14 protein-coding genes are annotated in these 14,882 nt (G+C 63.6%); 6 read left to right on the top strand and 8 right to left on the bottom strand.

The genetic code is table 11. From position 1 onward, the window contains the following. Positions 1-22: 22 nt before the first annotated feature. On the bottom strand, positions 23-676 hold the full coding sequence (locus tag ACODS9_RS00280) for a hypothetical protein (RefSeq protein WP_489092970.1): 654 nt from the start codon (positions 674-676) through the stop codon (positions 23-25). Positions 677-953: 277 nt separating this feature from the next. On the opposite strand from ACODS9_RS00280, the gene ACODS9_RS00275 reads away from it, so the two are divergent. Then, positions 954-1,676, top strand: coding sequence for a tellurite resistance TerB family protein (locus tag ACODS9_RS00275; protein WP_489092969.1), 723 nt, complete (start codon positions 954-956; stop codon positions 1,674-1,676). A 174-nt stretch (positions 1,677-1,850) separates the two neighbouring features. Continuing rightward, positions 1,851-2,294 (top strand): GFA family protein, encoded by a 444-nt coding sequence (locus ACODS9_RS00270; protein ID WP_489092968.1) that lies wholly within the window; start codon positions 1,851-1,853, stop codon positions 2,292-2,294. Positions 2,295-2,436: 142 nt separating this feature from the next. On the opposite strand, the gene ACODS9_RS00265 is transcribed toward ACODS9_RS00270, so the two are convergent. The 5 genes from ACODS9_RS00265 to ACODS9_RS00245 form a co-directional block, all read right to left on the bottom strand. Then, positions 2,437-2,871 (bottom strand): PRC-barrel domain-containing protein, encoded by a 435-nt coding sequence (locus ACODS9_RS00265; protein ID WP_489092967.1) that lies wholly within the window; start codon positions 2,869-2,871, stop codon positions 2,437-2,439. Positions 2,872-3,174: 303 nt separating this feature from the next. Beyond that, positions 3,175-3,876 (bottom strand): arsenical resistance protein ArsH, encoded by a 702-nt coding sequence (gene arsH / locus ACODS9_RS00260; RefSeq protein WP_217866279.1) that lies wholly within the window; start codon positions 3,874-3,876, stop codon positions 3,175-3,177. 12 nt (positions 3,877-3,888) lie between these two features. After that, positions 3,889-4,359, bottom strand: coding sequence for an arsenate reductase ArsC (locus ACODS9_RS00255; RefSeq protein ID WP_489092966.1), 471 nt, complete (start codon positions 4,357-4,359; stop codon positions 3,889-3,891). 27 nt (positions 4,360-4,386) lie between these two features. Continuing rightward, positions 4,387-5,670 carry an arsenic transporter gene (locus tag ACODS9_RS00250; protein ID WP_401105081.1) on the bottom strand — a complete coding sequence of 428 codons (1,284 nt, stop codon included), beginning with the start codon at positions 5,668-5,670 and terminating at the stop codon, positions 4,387-4,389. 21 nt (positions 5,671-5,691) lie between these two features. Further along, complete coding sequence (locus tag ACODS9_RS00245) at positions 5,692-6,039, bottom strand: metalloregulator ArsR/SmtB family transcription factor (RefSeq protein WP_094011131.1); 348 nt, start codon at positions 6,037-6,039, stop codon at positions 5,692-5,694. A gap of 233 nt (positions 6,040-6,272) precedes the next feature. On the opposite strand from ACODS9_RS00245, the gene ACODS9_RS00240 reads away from it, so the two are divergent. Together ACODS9_RS00240 and ACODS9_RS00235 are read left to right on the top strand one after the other, a co-directional pair. Then, positions 6,273-7,499: an MFS transporter gene (locus ACODS9_RS00240; RefSeq protein ID WP_489092965.1), complete on the top strand. Its 1,227-nt coding sequence runs from the start codon at positions 6,273-6,275 to the stop codon at positions 7,497-7,499. Positions 7,500-7,636: 137 nt separating this feature from the next. Further along, positions 7,637-9,487, top strand: coding sequence for an ABC transporter ATP-binding protein (locus ACODS9_RS00235; RefSeq protein WP_489092964.1), 1,851 nt, complete (start codon positions 7,637-7,639; stop codon positions 9,485-9,487). Positions 9,488-9,544: 57 nt separating this feature from the next. Here the strand turns inward: ACODS9_RS00235 and ACODS9_RS00230 are convergent, their stop codons facing one another. Beyond that, positions 9,545-10,432, bottom strand: a complete 888-nt coding sequence (locus ACODS9_RS00230; protein ID WP_489092963.1) for a LysR substrate-binding domain-containing protein — start codon at positions 10,430-10,432, stop codon at positions 9,545-9,547. A gap of 126 nt (positions 10,433-10,558) precedes the next feature. Here ACODS9_RS00230 and ACODS9_RS00225 point away from each other — a divergent pair, with 126 nt between their 5' ends. Beyond that, positions 10,559-11,194 carry a glutathione S-transferase family protein gene (locus ACODS9_RS00225; RefSeq protein WP_489092962.1) on the top strand — a complete coding sequence of 212 codons (636 nt, stop codon included), beginning with the start codon at positions 10,559-10,561 and terminating at the stop codon, positions 11,192-11,194. 23 nt (positions 11,195-11,217) lie between these two features. Next, positions 11,218-12,246 carry an LLM class oxidoreductase gene (locus tag ACODS9_RS00220; RefSeq protein WP_489092961.1) on the top strand — a complete coding sequence of 343 codons (1,029 nt, stop codon included), beginning with the start codon at positions 11,218-11,220 and terminating at the stop codon, positions 12,244-12,246. Positions 12,247-12,328: 82 nt separating this feature from the next. On the opposite strand, the gene ACODS9_RS00215 is transcribed toward ACODS9_RS00220, so the two are convergent. Beyond that, the gene (locus ACODS9_RS00215; RefSeq protein WP_489092960.1) at positions 12,329-14,740 is read right to left on the bottom strand and encodes a TonB-dependent siderophore receptor; all 2,412 of its coding nucleotides are present in this window, start codon (positions 14,738-14,740) and stop codon (positions 12,329-12,331) included. Between the last annotated feature and the right edge of the window lie 142 nt (positions 14,741-14,882).

The following is a 14,882-nucleotide window of genomic DNA, read 5'->3' as shown; positions in this document are numbered from 1 at the left end:
TGCGGGTTTTCCTGGGTACGGGTCACTTCGCCGGCTGGGCGATTTGGGGCAGTTGCATGACGAAGGGGAATGCTAGCGCCATGTTCAAGTTCAGGGCCTGCAGGGGTGGCAACCCAGGGGTGTAGCGCCGGGCGATCACTTCATCGCGCGGCTGTTGGTCGCCATGGAAGAACAGGCACGCGGAAAGCCCGAGGCAACGCGAACGGAATTCGCCGATGTAGTACGCCTTGCCGGCTTCCAGATGCATGGGCACGAGGAACTGTTCCCGTGCCCGGATGGAGCTGTAGCCACCGTTGTAGCCGTTCCAGAAGAACTGGAAGTCATAGAATTCGTAGTCGCCGGGCTTGAGAGGCATGACGAACACGCTGGCCTCGCCGGGCAGCGCCTGCTTGTCGGGGCCACGCACCTCTTCGATGTCCTTCGGGGTGTGGGCCACCTCGGCGAAACCCCACCATGCCGCCGCGCCGTCCTGCGCGCCACGTTTGCGCAGGAGGATGCGTTGGTTGGTGTAGGCACTATCGCGGCCAAGGGGGCCGATGCTGCCTACCAGGTACGTTACTGGACCACCAGCGGCAGGTTGCAGGGCCTCGCTGACCAGGACGGGGGATTTGGCGGCGCAGCCGGTAAGTAGGGCAAGCGGTAAAAGACGTGCGAACGCACGGAGCAATCCAGGCATGAAAAATCCTTGGGGCGGGTCTCGATCCATCGGCAGCTGCAATCAGCGAGCAAGCACCTCAGCTGCGGGGGCGCAATGATATAGCGCGGCAAGGGATCAGGCGAGCAGGAATACGGCCTTTTGCCACCAACCTTGCGCAGGCGCTATCGCCCTCCCTCAATCCGAGCAACGACAACGCATTGAGCCGAACGCCCCATTGGTCAGGCGGTCATGGCGGATCGCCTTCAGAGGGCTATCGTTGCTTGTCTGGGCGACCACGACCGACGAGGGCGGTGCCATGAATACCAGTGATCTACTCGAACAGCTGCTTCGGGCCGGACAAGGTTCGCAGACGCAACAAGGGAGCGGCGGCAGGTCATCGCAAGACAGCCTGGGTGGCTTGGGTGGTTTGCTTGGCGGCCTGCTTGGCGGCGGCGGTACGACGGCTGGCGGTGGCGGCCTTGGTGGTTTGCTGGGCGGCCTGTTGGGCGGCGGTGGCAGCAACACTGGCGGCTCTACCCAAGGGCGTTCCGCGGGCGGCGTCAATTACGCGGCTCTGGCGTCACTGGGGATGATGGCATTCAAGGCCTATCAGAGCTGGCAGCGCAGCCAGGCGGCAGCCCCGCAGCAGGCGGTCCGCACGGTGGATCAACTGTCCGGCCCCGAGGCCGAGGATCACAGCCATGCGATCCTGCGCGCGCTGATTGCGGCGGCCAAGGCCGATGGGCGCATCGACCAGCAGGAAGAACAGTTGATCTACGCCGAAATCAAACGCCAGACCAGCGACCCGCAACTGCAGCAATGGCTGGATGAAGAAGTCGGCAAGCCACTCGATGCTGCCGAGGTGGCGCAGTCGGCGTGGGACCCGGCGATGGCCGCGGAAATGTACCTGGCCAGCGTGATGCTGGTGGATGACCAGCAGGAAGCAGAGCGGGCCTACCTGGATGAGCTGGCCGGCGCACTGCAACTCGATCCGGCATTGCAGGTGCATCTGGAGCAACAGGCCAAGGGCGTCGCCTGACCTGGCCGCGATCCCTGCGCTCGCCATTGATCTGCGGCCAGAGTGGGCAAGGCTTTGGCGAACGACGGCTGTGGGACGATCGCTACCATCTGCGAGTGATCGCTTACGACTCAAAATACTCGCCCCAACCTGTCGGACCGGCCATCCGTTCCCAGACTCAAGTAGAGGAATGCCATGCTCAATGAAACAAACGATAACCGCACTGTCTACCAAGCAGCCTGCCATTGTGGGACGGTGCAATTCTCATTGCGCTTGACCGACGGCACGCGTACAGCGCGTAGGTGCAACTGCTCTCTGTGCCGTATGCGTGGTGCCGTGGCGGTATCAGCTAACCTGGGCGACATCACTGTTACCAAAGGGGAAGAGGCGCTGACTCTTTATCAGTTCAACACACGCGAAGCAAAGCACTACTTCTGCTCGAAGTGTGGCATCTACACCTTCCACCAGCGCCGTTCTGCGCCTGATCAGTATGGAGTCAATGTGGCCTGCATTGAGGGCATGAGCCCATTTGACTTCCCAGAGGTGCCTGTCAGTGAAGGTCGGATTCACCCCAAAGACCGTGTAGTCGCAGGTTCCGAGGTTGCAGGATGGGTGCGATACGAAAGCACCGCAGAGTGACTGCACAGCCTGCCTGGAGACCGTGCTGCGAGGGCGTGTGGCTCTCGCTGCGAAGAGCACGTCCATCGACCCAAAGCCGCCTGTCACGGTCCTGTTGATCAGGATAGGCTTGGCCGGGAGCCCGGCCAAGCAGGTTGACACATCACAGCCGGGGATCGTTTTCCCACGTGGTGCCGTAGTAGTCGTGGATACCTCTGCCCCAAGTCGGATCACTCATGTTTGGCCAGTTGTCCTCATCGAAGCCTGGGGCGTTCTTCAGGCGGTCCTTGTCGGCATCAAGGACGAAGCGCTTGTTCACCGTATCCAGGCGCAAAGCCCCCCACGGCACGGCGAACAGCTTTTCACCCATCCCAAGGAAACCGCCGAACGACAGTACAGCGTACGCAACCTTGCCGCTGGCGGTGTCCAACATGATTTCCTTGATGTCACCCAAGTCTTCGTCTTGCGTGTTATACACGTCGTTGCCGATGAGGGTATCCGCCCCCATCAGCCGCGGCCCCGGTCCGCGGTCTCCCTCGACAGTGAAATCGGTCCGTCCCTTGTACATACCGTACTTGTCGCGTTCTTCGAAGTTCATAGTGCGCTCCTGGCCGGAGGCCATAGGCAGTGAGCATCTCGACGCTTGGTTCAAGGCTGCTCGGGTGACGCCGGCGGAGATGCCCGGCGTGATCAGACATTTTTTAACCGCACGGTATCTTTCCTGCGTCAGCAAGGCTGGTAGGAGAGGCGGGCGGGACAGCGAGCGACGGGCTAGGACACTAAGCTTCGAGGGCCTGGATCCGTTGCTGCGGTGCTCAGAATAGGAGAGTGATGAGCATCATCAGCCGTTCGCTATTTGCGACCAGCGGTGGGACGTGGAGACGACTGAAGCGGCATCGTCTCAGATCGAGCGCTGGTTCACACGGGCAGAGAGTTGCTCGGCGTTTTCCTTGCGTTCCGAATAGCGATCCACCAAGAACGCCTGGCGGTCGCGCAACAGAACGGTGAACTTCACCAGCTCCTCCATGACGTCCACCACACGATCGTAGTACGGCGAGGGTTTCATCCGTCCGGCGTCATCAAACTCAAGGTAGGCTTTGGGCAGCGAAGACTGGTTGGGAATGGTGAACATGCGCATCCAGCGGCCAAGCACACGCAACTGGTTGACCACGTTGAATGACTGCGAGCCGCCACACACCTGCATGACCGCCAGGGTCTTGCCTTGAGTGGGGCGAACCGCACCCAGTGCCAGAGGAATCCAGTCGATCTGCGCCTTGAACACTGCTGACATTGCACCGTGGCGCTCTGGAGAGCACCAGACCTGGCCTTCCGACCACTGCACCAGATCACGCAGCTCCTGCACCTTGGGGTGCTCGACAGGCACATCGTCAGGTAGCGGCAGGCCCGACGGATTGAAGACCCTGGTCTCGGCACCGAAGTGCTCCAGCAGGCGTGCAGCTTCCTCCACCAGCAGGCGACTGAAGGAACGTTCGCGGGTCGATCCATACAGCAACAGGATGCGCGGTTTGTGCTCGCTGGAGCGGGTTGCCGCTGGCGGTAGATCGAACAGCGAGAGATCGAGATTAGGCAGTTGCTCGGACATGTTTCCTCCTGCTCAAAGCGTAGCGATGCGATCCAGCTCGTTTTTGAGCTGCTCACGGTCGAGATTTTCGAATGGCAGCGCGAAGAAGGCCTGGCAGCGAGACTGGATCCGGGCCAGCGTGGCGCGGAATGCAGCATCGACCGACGCTTCGTCAGCCACGACAGCGGACGGATCCTCCAGCCCCCAGTGCGTCTTCAGCGCAGGGCCGAAATACACCGGGCAGGCTTCGCCGGCAGCGTTGTCGCAAACGGTGATGACGATGTCAGGAGGGCAACGCTCGAACGCGTCATTGCCCTTGCTGCTCAGCCCCTCGATCGAGATGCCGGCATGCTGCAAGGTGGTCAGGCTGCGAGGCAACACTTGGCCTTTCGGGAAACTGCCGGAACTGACGGCTTCAAATCCGTGAGGCGCCAGGTGATTGAACATGGCCTCGGAAAGGATGCTGCGGCAGCTGTTGGCCGTACACATGAATAGGACTCGCATGAAAGCTCCTGCGCTTCGTGGCGGGTTTCAGAGGCTGAGGCGCAATGCCAGAGCCGAAAGGGTGATCAGTAGCACTGGCAGCGTCAGCAGGATGCCGACTTTGAAGTAGTAACCCCAGGTGATGCGCATGCCTTTGCGCTCCAGCACGTGCAGCCAGAGCAGCGTGGCGAGGCTGCCAATGGGGGTAATTTTCGGGCCGAGGTCGCAGCCGATGATGTTGGCGTAGATCATCGCCTCGCGTACCAGCCCTTGCGCCTCGCTGGCCTGGATCGACAAAGCGCCGATCAGCACGCTGGGCATGTTGTTCATGACCGAGGACAGCAATGCAGCGATCAGCCCGGTGCCGATGGCGGCACTCCACAGCCCTTGCTGCGCAAGGCGGTCGAGCAGGTGGGTGAGCATGTCGGTAAGGCCGGCGTTCTTCAGCCCGTATACCACCAGGTACATACCGAGGGAAAAGATCACCACCTGCCAGGGTGCCTCGCGCAGCACACGACGGGTCGAGATGCGATGACCACGGGCGGCGACGGCAAACAGGATCGCTGCACAAGTTGCTGCTACCGCACTGATCGGGATACCCAGTGGTTCCAGTGCGAACAAGCCGATCAGCAACACCAGCAGCACCCAGCCACCCACCTTGAAGGTTGCGCGGTCATGGATTGCCTCGTTTGGCCTCTTCAGGGCCGCGACCGCGTACTGTCTCGGGATATCACGGCGGAAGAACAGGAACAGCACCAGCAGGGTTGCCGACACGCTGGCGAAATTCACTGGCACCATCACCGCAGCGTATTCGCTGAAGCCCAACCTGAAGTAGTCGGCCGAGACGATGTTCACCAGATTGGAGACCACCAATGGCAGGCTCGCCGTGTCGGCGATGAAGCCGGCGGCCATGACGAAGGCCAGTGTCGCGGCGGGCGAGAAACGCAGCGCGAGCAGCATCGACATGACGATAGGTGTGAGGATCAGCGCCGCACCATCGTTGGCGAACAGCGCCGACATGGCGGCGCCGAGCAGCACACAGAAGGCGAACAGGCGATAGCCGCTGCCGTTTGCCCAGCGCGCCACGTGCAGCGCGGCCCACTCGAAGAAACCGGCCTCATCCAGCAGCAGGCTGATGATGATGACGGCGATGAAGGTGACGGTGGCGTTCCAGACGATGGCCCACACAGTCGGGATGTCGTGCAGCGAAACGGCGCCTGCCGCCAGGGCGATGAGGGCACCGAGCGCTGCGCTCCAGCCAACACCAAGCCCCTTCGGCTGCCAGATGACCAGGATGAGGGTGAAAACGAAGACTGCAATCGCTACCAGCATGATGACCTCGTACAGTGATGATCAGCAGCAGGCAGCGTCACGAACGGGGCGACCGTCCATGTTCTGCAGGCGCAGGGTGTTCTCTGCCAACCATTGCGTGTTGGCCTGCAGTGTCGCCTGCAAGATCTCGTGTACCCAGGCGGGCAGATCCGGGTTGAGGCGGTAATACACCCATTGCCCTTGGCGGCGGTCCAGCAGCATGCCACTGCTGCGCAGCTGCGCCAGGTGGCGACTGATCTTCGGCTGGCTGTCGTTCAGCGCGCACATCAGCTCGCAGACACACAGCTCACCGAGACTGGCGATCAGCAGGCTGGCGCGAGCACGAGTTTCGTCAGACAGGCTCTTGAACACATCGGGCGGGGTTATCATGGTTGCACCAATACATATGGAAATACGAATATACGGATTTCCACATGCATATTGCAAGCGCGTTCAGGCGTGCCAGGGGTGGTCAGTTTTCGCGGTACAACAATCGATCAGGCTGATGATTACTATCGAGCGCCCCGCCTGTCGGCTCGGCAAATCCGTCTCTTATAATCGCCAACCATTTTTCCCGCTCCCCGGTCCGCCCCAGGCGGCATCCCCCCATGGAATCCAACACCATGTCCAGCGTCACTCCGCCGTCTCACGGCCGTCCCGAACACAGTCAACAAAGCGTCAGCCAACAGTGGCTGGCGATTCTCTCGGTCGCCGTGGGCGCCTTCGCCCTGGTCACCAGTGAGTTTCTCCCGGTGGGCGTACTCAACGATGTCGCCAGCGACCTGGGCATCAGCGCCGGGCAGGCTGGCCTGATGGTCACCCTGCCCGGCATCATGGCCGCCCTCGCCGCGCCTTTGCTGTCGGTGGGCATCGGCGCCCTGGACCGTCGCTACCTGCTGATCGGCCTGACGCTGATCATGATCCTCGCCAACGCCGTCGTGGCCTACGCCAGCGACTTCAGCCTGCTGCTGTTCGGCCGCGTGCTGCTGGGCATCAGCATCGGCGGTTTCTGGGCCACCGCCATTGCCCTCAGTGGCCGCCTGGCACCCAAGGGCGTGGGCGTGGCCCAGGCCACCTCGATCATCATGGTCGGCGTGACCCTGGCCACCGTGCTGGGCGTGCCGGTCGGCACCTGGCTGAGTGGCCTGATGGGCTGGCGCATGACCTTCCTGGCCACCGCGCTGGTAGGCGTGCCGGTGCTGCTGGCGCAGGTCTTCCTGCTGCCACGGCTCACCCCCGACAAAGCCATTCGCATCAGCGACCTGCCGGCGCTGTTCGTCAATCCGCAAGCGCGGGTCGGGTTGATCGCGGTACTGCTGATCGGCCTGGCGCATTTTGCCGCCTATACCTATGTCGCACCGTTCTTCAAGCAGAGTGCCGGTTTCGATGGGCCGACCATTGGTTCGCTGCTGTTGCTGTATGGCGTGGCCGGGGTGATCGGCAACATCTTCGCCGGTTTCGCCGCCAACCGCAGTGTGCGTCACACCTTGTTGCTGGTCGCCCTGATGATCGGTATCAGCACCGCCCTGTTCCCCTACTTCGCCACCGGCATGACCGGCGCCGCGATGCTGATCGCGCTGTGGGGCTTCGCCTTCGGTGCCTTCCCCGCCTGCGCCAGTATCTGGATGTTCGTGGTGGCGCCCAAGGATGTCGAACGCGGCATGCCGCTGTTCGTCGCCATGTTCCAGGTGATCATCGCCTTGGGCTCGTTCTTCGGCGGGCGCATTGTCGACCAGCTCGGTACCGCGGTGCTGTTGAGCCTGGCCACGGCCCTGGTGGGCTGCGGTTTTGTCGCGGTACTGGTGCTCGGGCGCAACGTCTCCAATCGGATGGCGGCGCAGCCTTGCTGACCGATCACGGTAGATGACACTGGGCAGCAGTTGGCCTCTGGAGGACACAAGCGGCAAGGCGAACACCTCGATGTGCGGTATGGTTGCACGATCGCTACGGCGTTGCCGATCAACGCCGCGCCCTTCCGGAGACCAGCATGCTGCGTGTTTTTGAACGATGGCTCGACCCCTTCCCGCCTGATGAGATTCCACCGCCACCGCTAGGCCTGCTGCGCTTCTTGTGGGCCTGCACGCGGGGGGCGCGCGGATACATCCTGGCCCTCGCGCTGTTCAGTGCCGGCGTGTCGATCTATGAAGCCTGGCTGTTTTCCTTCCTCGGCCAGGTGGTCGACCTGCTTCCCGCCTGGCAGGCAGGCGGCGCAAGCGAACAGGAAAGCCGCGTGCTCTGGAGCATCGGTATCGTCCTGCTGACCAGTATCGTGCTGGTGGCCCTGCGTACCCTGATGCAGCACCAGGTGTTGGCGATCAACCTGCCGCTGCGCCTGCGCTGGGATTTCCATCGACTGATGCTGCGCCAGAGCCTGTCGTTCTTCTCCGACGAGTTTTCCGGCCGGGTCACCACCAAGGTGATGCAGACCGCGCTGGCCGTGCGCGAGGTGTTGTTCACCCTGATCGAGGTCCTGCCCGGCATCGGCGTGTACTTCATCGCCATCATCGCCCTGGCCGGCGGTTTCGCCCTGCAACTGATGCTGCCGTTCCTGGCCTGGGGCGCCCTGTTCGGGCTGGCCATGCTGTACTTCGTGCCGCGCCTGGGCAAGGTCGGCCAAGAGCAGGCCCATGCGCGGTCATCGATGACCGGGCGCATCTCCGACGCCTACACCAACATCACCACGGTGAAACTGTTCTCCCACTCCAAACGCGAAGCGCACTTTGCGCGGGCGGCGATGGAAGACTTCAAGCTCACCGGCTTTCGCCAGATGCGCCTGGTCAGCCAGTTCGAGATCGTCAACCAGGCGCTGGTGGTCGGCTTGATCCTGGGCGCTGGCGGCTATGCCCTGTGGCTCTGGCATCAGGGCCAGGTCGGCGCGGGCGCCGTGGCGGCGGTCACGGCCATGGCCCTGCGGATCAACGGCATGTCGCACTGGATCATGTGGCAGATGACGTCGCTGTTCGAAAACATCGGCACCGTGCAGGACGGCATGGCCACCCTGACCCGCGGCCCCAAGGTGCAGGATGCGCCCGACGCCGGCACGCTGGTGACCCGCGGTGGCGCGGTGACCTTCGACAAGGTGAGCTTCAACTACAACGGCGAACGCCAGGTGCTCGATGACCTGAGTCTGCACATCCGCCCCGGCGAAAAGGTCGGCTTGGTGGGCCGCTCCGGCGCCGGCAAGTCCACGCTGATCAACCTGCTGCTGCGCTTCTACGACGTCAACGCCGGCGAGATCCGCATCGACGGGCAGAACATCGCCCAGGTCACCCAGGACAGCCTGCGCAGCGCCATCGGCATGGTCACCCAGGACACGTCGTTGCTGCACCGCTCCATCCGCGACAACATCGCCTACGGCCGCCCCGAAGCGACCGAGGCGCAAATCCGCAGCGCCGCGGCCAACGCCCAGGCCGATGGTTTCATCAGCCAGCTGAGCGATCGGCAAGGCCATAGCGGTTACGACACCCTGGTGGGCGAGCGTGGCATCAAGCTGTCCGGTGGCCAGCGCCAGCGCATTGCCATTGCCCGGGTGATGCTCAAGAACGCGCCGATCCTGTTGCTCGACGAAGCCACCAGCGCCCTGGACTCGGAGGTCGAAGTCGCGATCCAGGAAAGCCTCGACGACATGATGCAGGGCAAGACCGTTATCGCCATCGCCCACCGCTTGTCCACGATCGCCGCCATGGACCGGCTCATCGTCATGGACGAAGGAAGCATCATCGAACAAGGCAGCCATGCCGAACTGCTCGAAAGGAACGGCACCTATGCACGGCTGTGGCGGCATCAGAGCGGTGGGTTCCTGGGGGAGGATCAGGGGCTGGCGGAGGCTGTGGAGTAGCGTAAAGCAGGGAAACGTCGTGAAAGTCGCGGCTCGGAAAATACCGCCCCCTGCCCTCTAGTCGCCAGCAAGCTGCCCACCCAGCCAGTCGATGAACGCCCGCACCGGCGGTCGTTCGAGCTTCTCCCTGCGGGCGACCACGTAGTAGGCGAAGCGCGATGGCCAGGGACGGTCCAAGGCCACCACCAGTCGACCCTCGCGCAGGTCTTCCTCGGCATGCTGCGCCTGCACCAGCGCGATGCCCTGGCCACCGACAGCCGCACGCAACAGCAGCAAGTCCTCGTCGAAGCTCGGCCCGCGCCGGCTGCGGCTGTCCGGCACCACACCATGGGCCTGCAACCACAGCGCCCAGTCGGCGCGCTCGGCCTCCTGCAGCAGCGGGTATTGCAGGCAGTCCTGCGGCTCGCGCAGCAGCGGCCCGCCGGCGAGCAGGGCCGGGCTGCAGACGGGCAGCAGCACCGGTGCCAGGAAGGGGATCGATTCAAGCCCCGGATAGTCGCCCAAGCCATGGCGCAATGCGATATCGACGCGCCCGCGCTGCAGGTCGACCAGTTGCGCGGTAGCCTCCACGCGCACCTCGATATGCGGATACAGCGCATTGAAAGCGGCCAGGCGCGGCACCAGCCAGCTGGAGGCGAACGAGGGCTGGGTACTGATGGTCAAGGTGCTGGCGCCCACCAACGCGTCCAGGTCCAGCAGCGCGTTCTCGATCTCGCCGAAGCCACGCGAGAGGCCCGGGTACAGCGCCGCTCCCGCCTCGGTGAGCTGCACACCATGGCGGCTGCGGGTCAGCAAGCTGACGCCAAGGCGGTCCTCCAGCTGGTGGATCTGCTGGCTGATCGCCCCAGGCGTCACCCCCATGCGCTCGGCCGCAGCCTTCAGGCTGCCCAGGCGAGTGGTTTCGGTAAAAGCGCGCAATGCGAGCAATGGCAGGACAGCGCCCATGGGGATTCCTTGATTTAGAAAATCTAACTCTGGTGACAGAAGCTATCGTTTTAAATGTGCATACAGCATGCATAGGATAGCGCTCAGGCCAAACAACTTACGTTAGTTTCCCTGAGGTTATCCAGCATGCAAGACCCCTCCCTTGTTCTCTACACCGACAGCTCCCCCAACGGTTTCAAAATCACCATCGCAATGGAAGAGATGGGCCTGCCCTATCGTCTGGAGCATGTCCGCATCGAGCACGGCGAGCACATGCAACCAGACTTTCTCGCGCTCAACCCGGCAGGCCGCATACCGGTGCTGGTCGACCGTGATGCCGACATCGTGCTGTTCGAGTCCGCCGCCATCCTGCTTTACCTGGCTCAGCTCAGCGGCCAGCTGCTCGATCAGGCAGCGCAGCCCCGCTGGGCCGCGATTACCTGGCTGATGTACCACAGCGCCAGCATGGGGCCCCAGCTCGGCCAGCGCGTGCACTTCGAGTGCTTCGAGGCCACACCCAACCCGGCGGCGCTGCAGCGCTACCGCAGCCTGACCGAAAGCACCTTCGAAACGCTCGACCAGCACCTGGCCAGCCGCTCGTGGCTGGCTGGGGACGCTTATTCGATTGCCGACATCGCCACCTTCGCCTGGCTGCATATCGCAGCCCTGGTGGGCTTTGATTTCAGCGCCCACCGCCACCTGGTGCGCTGGTACCGGCAGGTCGAACGGCGCCCGGCCGTGCAACGCGGTATCCGCCTACCCGCCCCGGCCACCGGCCCGTGAACACGCTGACCCAAGGAGCAGTCATGAACACCACCCCGAGCACCTGTGGCGCCAACGCCGACGCCTTTCGCGAGCATCCTGGCTACCGGCGCATGTTCGCCCCCGACACGCTGACGCTGGGCATCTTCATGCCACTGCGCTTCTATGACGGCGATATGCGCGTGCTGTCCGGCCAGGCGCACCTGGTCAGCAAGATCGACCAATTGGGTTTCGCGGCGGTCTGGGTGCGTGATGTACCGTTGTTCGACCCGCACTTTGGCGATGCCGGGCAGGTCTTCGACCCATTTGCCTACCTCGCCTATCTGGCCGCCCATACCGAACGCATCGCCCTGGTGACCGGCAGTACCGTCTTCCCCCTGCGCCACCCCATCGACCTGGCCAAGGCCGCGGCCACCCTCGACAACCTGTCGGGCGGGCGCCTGGTGCTGGGCATCGCTTCGGGGGACCGGCCCGTGGAGTTCCCGGCCTACGGCCTGGACCACGATAGCCGTGGCGAGCGCTTTGCCCAGGGCGTGGACTACTTCCGTCGGCTACTGGCCCAGCAACCTGGGCCGATCGACTCACCGCTGGGGCAACTGCACGACGCCCGCCTGCTGCCCGCGCCTGTCTGCGGGCGCATCCCGCTGGTGATGACCGGTTCTTCGCGGCAAAGCCTGCAGTGGCTCGGCGAGCATGCCGATGGCTGGCTCACCTACCCGCACGCCACCCACGACAGGCACGGGCCGCTGCGCCTGGCGGCAAAAGTCCGTGCCTGGCGCGAGGCGATACCGGGTGGTGGTTTCCGCCCGCACATGACCAATGAATGGATCGACCTGGACGACGACCCGCACTTTCCCCGAACGCCCCTGCAGGGCGGTTACGTGCTGCGCACAGGGCGCCATGGGCTGGTCGAACTGCTGGAGGAATGGCGCGAGGCCGGGGTGAACCACGCCGCGCTGGGATTGCAGATGGCCAGGCGTCCGGCGCAGGACATCATCCAGGAGCTGGCCGAGGAGGTGTTGCCGTTGTTTCCGACGCTGCCAGGGCCGCAGCCTCATTCACAAAGCTGGTAGCACCAGGCAGCCGCAGAGCCTGTCCATCGCGGTATGTCGGGTGGCCCCAGCCATGGGCGCCACCCGACCTGCCCGACGTGGATCAGAATGCGTAGACCAACGTTGCCGTGGCACTGCGCGGGGTGCCGTACCACCCGCGCCCACCGATCGCGGAGTAGTACTTCTCATCCAGCACGTTGTTGAGGTTCAAAGCGACGCTGGTCTGCGGCGTGAACGCGTACTGCGCCATCAGGTCGACCACACTGTAGGCGCCCTGGGTGAACGTCTCCTTGTTCGGGCCGGCGTTCTTCTTGTACTCCATGCCCTGCCAGCGCACGCCGCCGCCAATCTTCAACTGTGGCAAGGACTGCAGTTGGTAACTGGTGAACAGCTTGAAGGTATCGCGCGGCACCTCAGTGAGCAGGCGCTTGCCATCGGAATCTTCGGCCTGGGCATAGGTGTAGCTGGCGGAAACCTGCCAGTCAGGCAGGATCTGCCCCGCCATCTCCATCTCGAAACCACGGGTCTTGGTGCCGGACTCGGCGCGGTAGGCCTGGTCGCCGTTCGGTGCCAGCTTGTCGCCGTCAGCCACGGCCAGGTTGTCCTGCTGCACCTCGAAGACACTGAAGGCGGTGGTCAGGCGCTTGTCCCAGAACTCGCTCTTGATACCCAACTCGTAGTTCACACCCTCCAGCGGCTCGATGTAGCCGCCACTGGCATCCTGTCTGCTCTGCGGCTTGAAGATCGCGGTATAGCTGGCGTAGGCCGACCAGTTCTCGGCGAAGTCGTAGACCAGCCCCACGTAAGGCGTGACAACCCCGGTTTCGCTGCGCGAGGTGCGCGTGGTAGCGCCGCTTGACAGGGTGGTCCCGGTTTCGTCGCGTTTCCAGTCGATCACCCGCGCGCCGGTGATCAGCGACAAGTCATCGGCCAGGCTCCAACGCACCGACGCCACCAGGCCGTCCTGGGTTTCGTCCAGCGCATCTTGCGAATACTTGTTGTGGATGGCGTCCGGAATCGCCAGCGAACCATCCCAGGTATGAATGTTGTCGATCGGCTGGCTCGTCCATAGCTGGTAACCGGGATTACGGTAGTAGGCCCGGTAGTGGCTGGCGCCGAGGTACGCTTGATGCTCGCGGGAAAGCAGCTCGAACGGGCCGCTGGCGGACAGGTCGAACGATGTCTGCCGGGGCTCGCCCGCCCAACGCCCGGTCCAGGTACTGATACCGCTGCCATCGGGCTTGACGCTACCGGCGGCGGCAGTGGCGAAGGTGTCGTCATAGCTGCGGCGACTGTGCTCGGCATTCAGTTTCAACTGCCAGCCGTTGTCCAGCTGGTGTTCCAGCGTGGTGAACAGCGTTTTCGTGCGGCGCTTGTGGTAGCTCCAGTCCGAAGCCGAGTTGAACGAACGCGACGGATTGAAATGGCTGCCATCGGAGTTGTACATCGGGAAGCCGTGGTTGCCCGCGCCGTCGTTGTCCATCTCCTGGTACTCGGCGCCCACGGTCAGCATCGTGCTGTCGGTGACGTCCCACTCCACCACGCCGTAGGCGACCTGGCGCTCCAGCGACTGCCGGTCGATATGGCTCTGGCTGTCGGTGGTCGAGGCGACGAAACGCCCACGTACATGGCCGCTCTCCGACAGCTTGCCGGACAGGTCCAGTTCGGTGCGGTAGCTGTCCCAGGAGCCGGCCTTGAGGGTCAACTTGCGCTGCGTCTCGAGGGTCGGCTTCTTGCGCACCAGGTTGATGGTGGCGCCGGGATCGCCAGTCCCCGACATCAGGCCGGTCGCTCCGCGCACCACCTCGACCCGGTCGTACGACACCATGTCGGCCAGGTCGTCGCGAAAGCCGAAGGTATCGGGGCGGTTGACGCCATCGACCTGGATGCTGCCGACCTGGAAGCCGCGCACATAGATATGGTTGGCGTCGCTACCGGCCGGCCCCATGCTGTCGACGACCACGCCCGGCGTCTGCTCGAGCACCTGAGTGACGTCTGTCAGGTTCTGGTCCTCGATCTGCTGACGGGTCACCACACTGACCGACTGCGGCGTCTCGCGTGCCGACAGGCGCAGGCCGGTCGCGGTGCTGGCAGAACCTGTGGTGTAGCTGCCGGTGCCTTCGGTGGTGCTGCCCAGGCCCAGGGCGTCGACGCTGGTCGCGCCAAGCTCGACGGCGCCGTCGTTGTACACCTTGCTCAGCACATAGCGCTTGTCGCCCACCTGCTGCACGCGCAGCCCCGATCCCTGCAGCAACGCGGAGAAACCTTGCTCCAGCTCGAAGCTGCCGTGCAGCCCCGAGGAATGCAGCCCGCTGGTTTCGTCATTGCTGAAGCTGATGGTCACGCCGCTGGCGGCGGCGAACTGGCTGATCGCGGAAGCCAGGCTGCCGGCCGGGATATCGTAGCGCTGCGCGGCGGCCCAGGCGGTCGAGGTCGCCAGCGCGGCGCCGCAAAGGCTCAGTGCGAGGGTCGCCTGACGAATACTGCAGGCTAGCGAGGTACGGCGTGCGGACATGAAAAAGGGTTCCTGTTTCGGGTTGGCTTGGGCACGCTTGATGCGCGCGCCCTCAAGAGCCGAAGCAGCGAAGGAAATCTGCTACCCCAAATGCGAAAAATTCTCGAATGTTTGAGAGCGGATGGGATTTCACCCACTCTTC

It is taken from the genome of Pseudomonas sp. FG36 (assembly GCF_057809275.1).
Note: the sequence above shows the minus strand (reverse complement) of the source record. Positions and strands in the feature narration are given on the sequence as shown.

Excerpts from the sequence above, each read along its gene's own strand:
- ACODS9_RS00275 (WP_489092969.1), top strand. The coding sequence starts at position 954 with ATGAATACCAGTGATCTACTCGAACAGCTGCTTCGGGCCGGACAAGGT.
- ACODS9_RS00230 (WP_489092963.1), bottom strand. The coding sequence starts at position 10,432 with ATGGGCGCTGTCCTGCCATTGCTCGCATTGCGCGCTTTTACCGAAACC.
- ACODS9_RS00270 (WP_489092968.1), top strand. The coding sequence starts at position 1,851 with ATGCTCAATGAAACAAACGATAACCGCACTGTCTACCAAGCAGCCTGC.
- ACODS9_RS00240 (WP_489092965.1), top strand. The coding sequence starts at position 6,273 with ATGTCCAGCGTCACTCCGCCGTCTCACGGCCGTCCCGAACACAGTCAA.
- ACODS9_RS00225 (WP_489092962.1), top strand. The coding sequence starts at position 10,559 with ATGCAAGACCCCTCCCTTGTTCTCTACACCGACAGCTCCCCCAACGGT.
- ACODS9_RS00255 (WP_489092966.1), bottom strand. The coding sequence starts at position 4,359 with ATGCGAGTCCTATTCATGTGTACGGCCAACAGCTGCCGCAGCATCCTT.
- ACODS9_RS00215 (WP_489092960.1), bottom strand. The coding sequence starts at position 14,740 with ATGTCCGCACGCCGTACCTCGCTAGCCTGCAGTATTCGTCAGGCGACC.
- ACODS9_RS00280 (WP_489092970.1), bottom strand. The coding sequence starts at position 676 with ATGCCTGGATTGCTCCGTGCGTTCGCACGTCTTTTACCGCTTGCCCTA.
- ACODS9_RS00235 (WP_489092964.1), top strand. The coding sequence starts at position 7,637 with ATGCTGCGTGTTTTTGAACGATGGCTCGACCCCTTCCCGCCTGATGAG.
- ACODS9_RS00245 (WP_094011131.1), bottom strand. The coding sequence starts at position 6,039 with ATGATAACCCCGCCCGATGTGTTCAAGAGCCTGTCTGACGAAACTCGT.
- ACODS9_RS00250 (WP_401105081.1), bottom strand. The coding sequence starts at position 5,670 with ATGCTGGTAGCGATTGCAGTCTTCGTTTTCACCCTCATCCTGGTCATC.
- arsH (WP_217866279.1), bottom strand. The coding sequence starts at position 3,876 with ATGTCCGAGCAACTGCCTAATCTCGATCTCTCGCTGTTCGATCTACCG.
- ACODS9_RS00220 (WP_489092961.1), top strand. The coding sequence starts at position 11,218 with ATGAACACCACCCCGAGCACCTGTGGCGCCAACGCCGACGCCTTTCGC.
- ACODS9_RS00265 (WP_489092967.1), bottom strand. The coding sequence starts at position 2,871 with ATGAACTTCGAAGAACGCGACAAGTACGGTATGTACAAGGGACGGACC.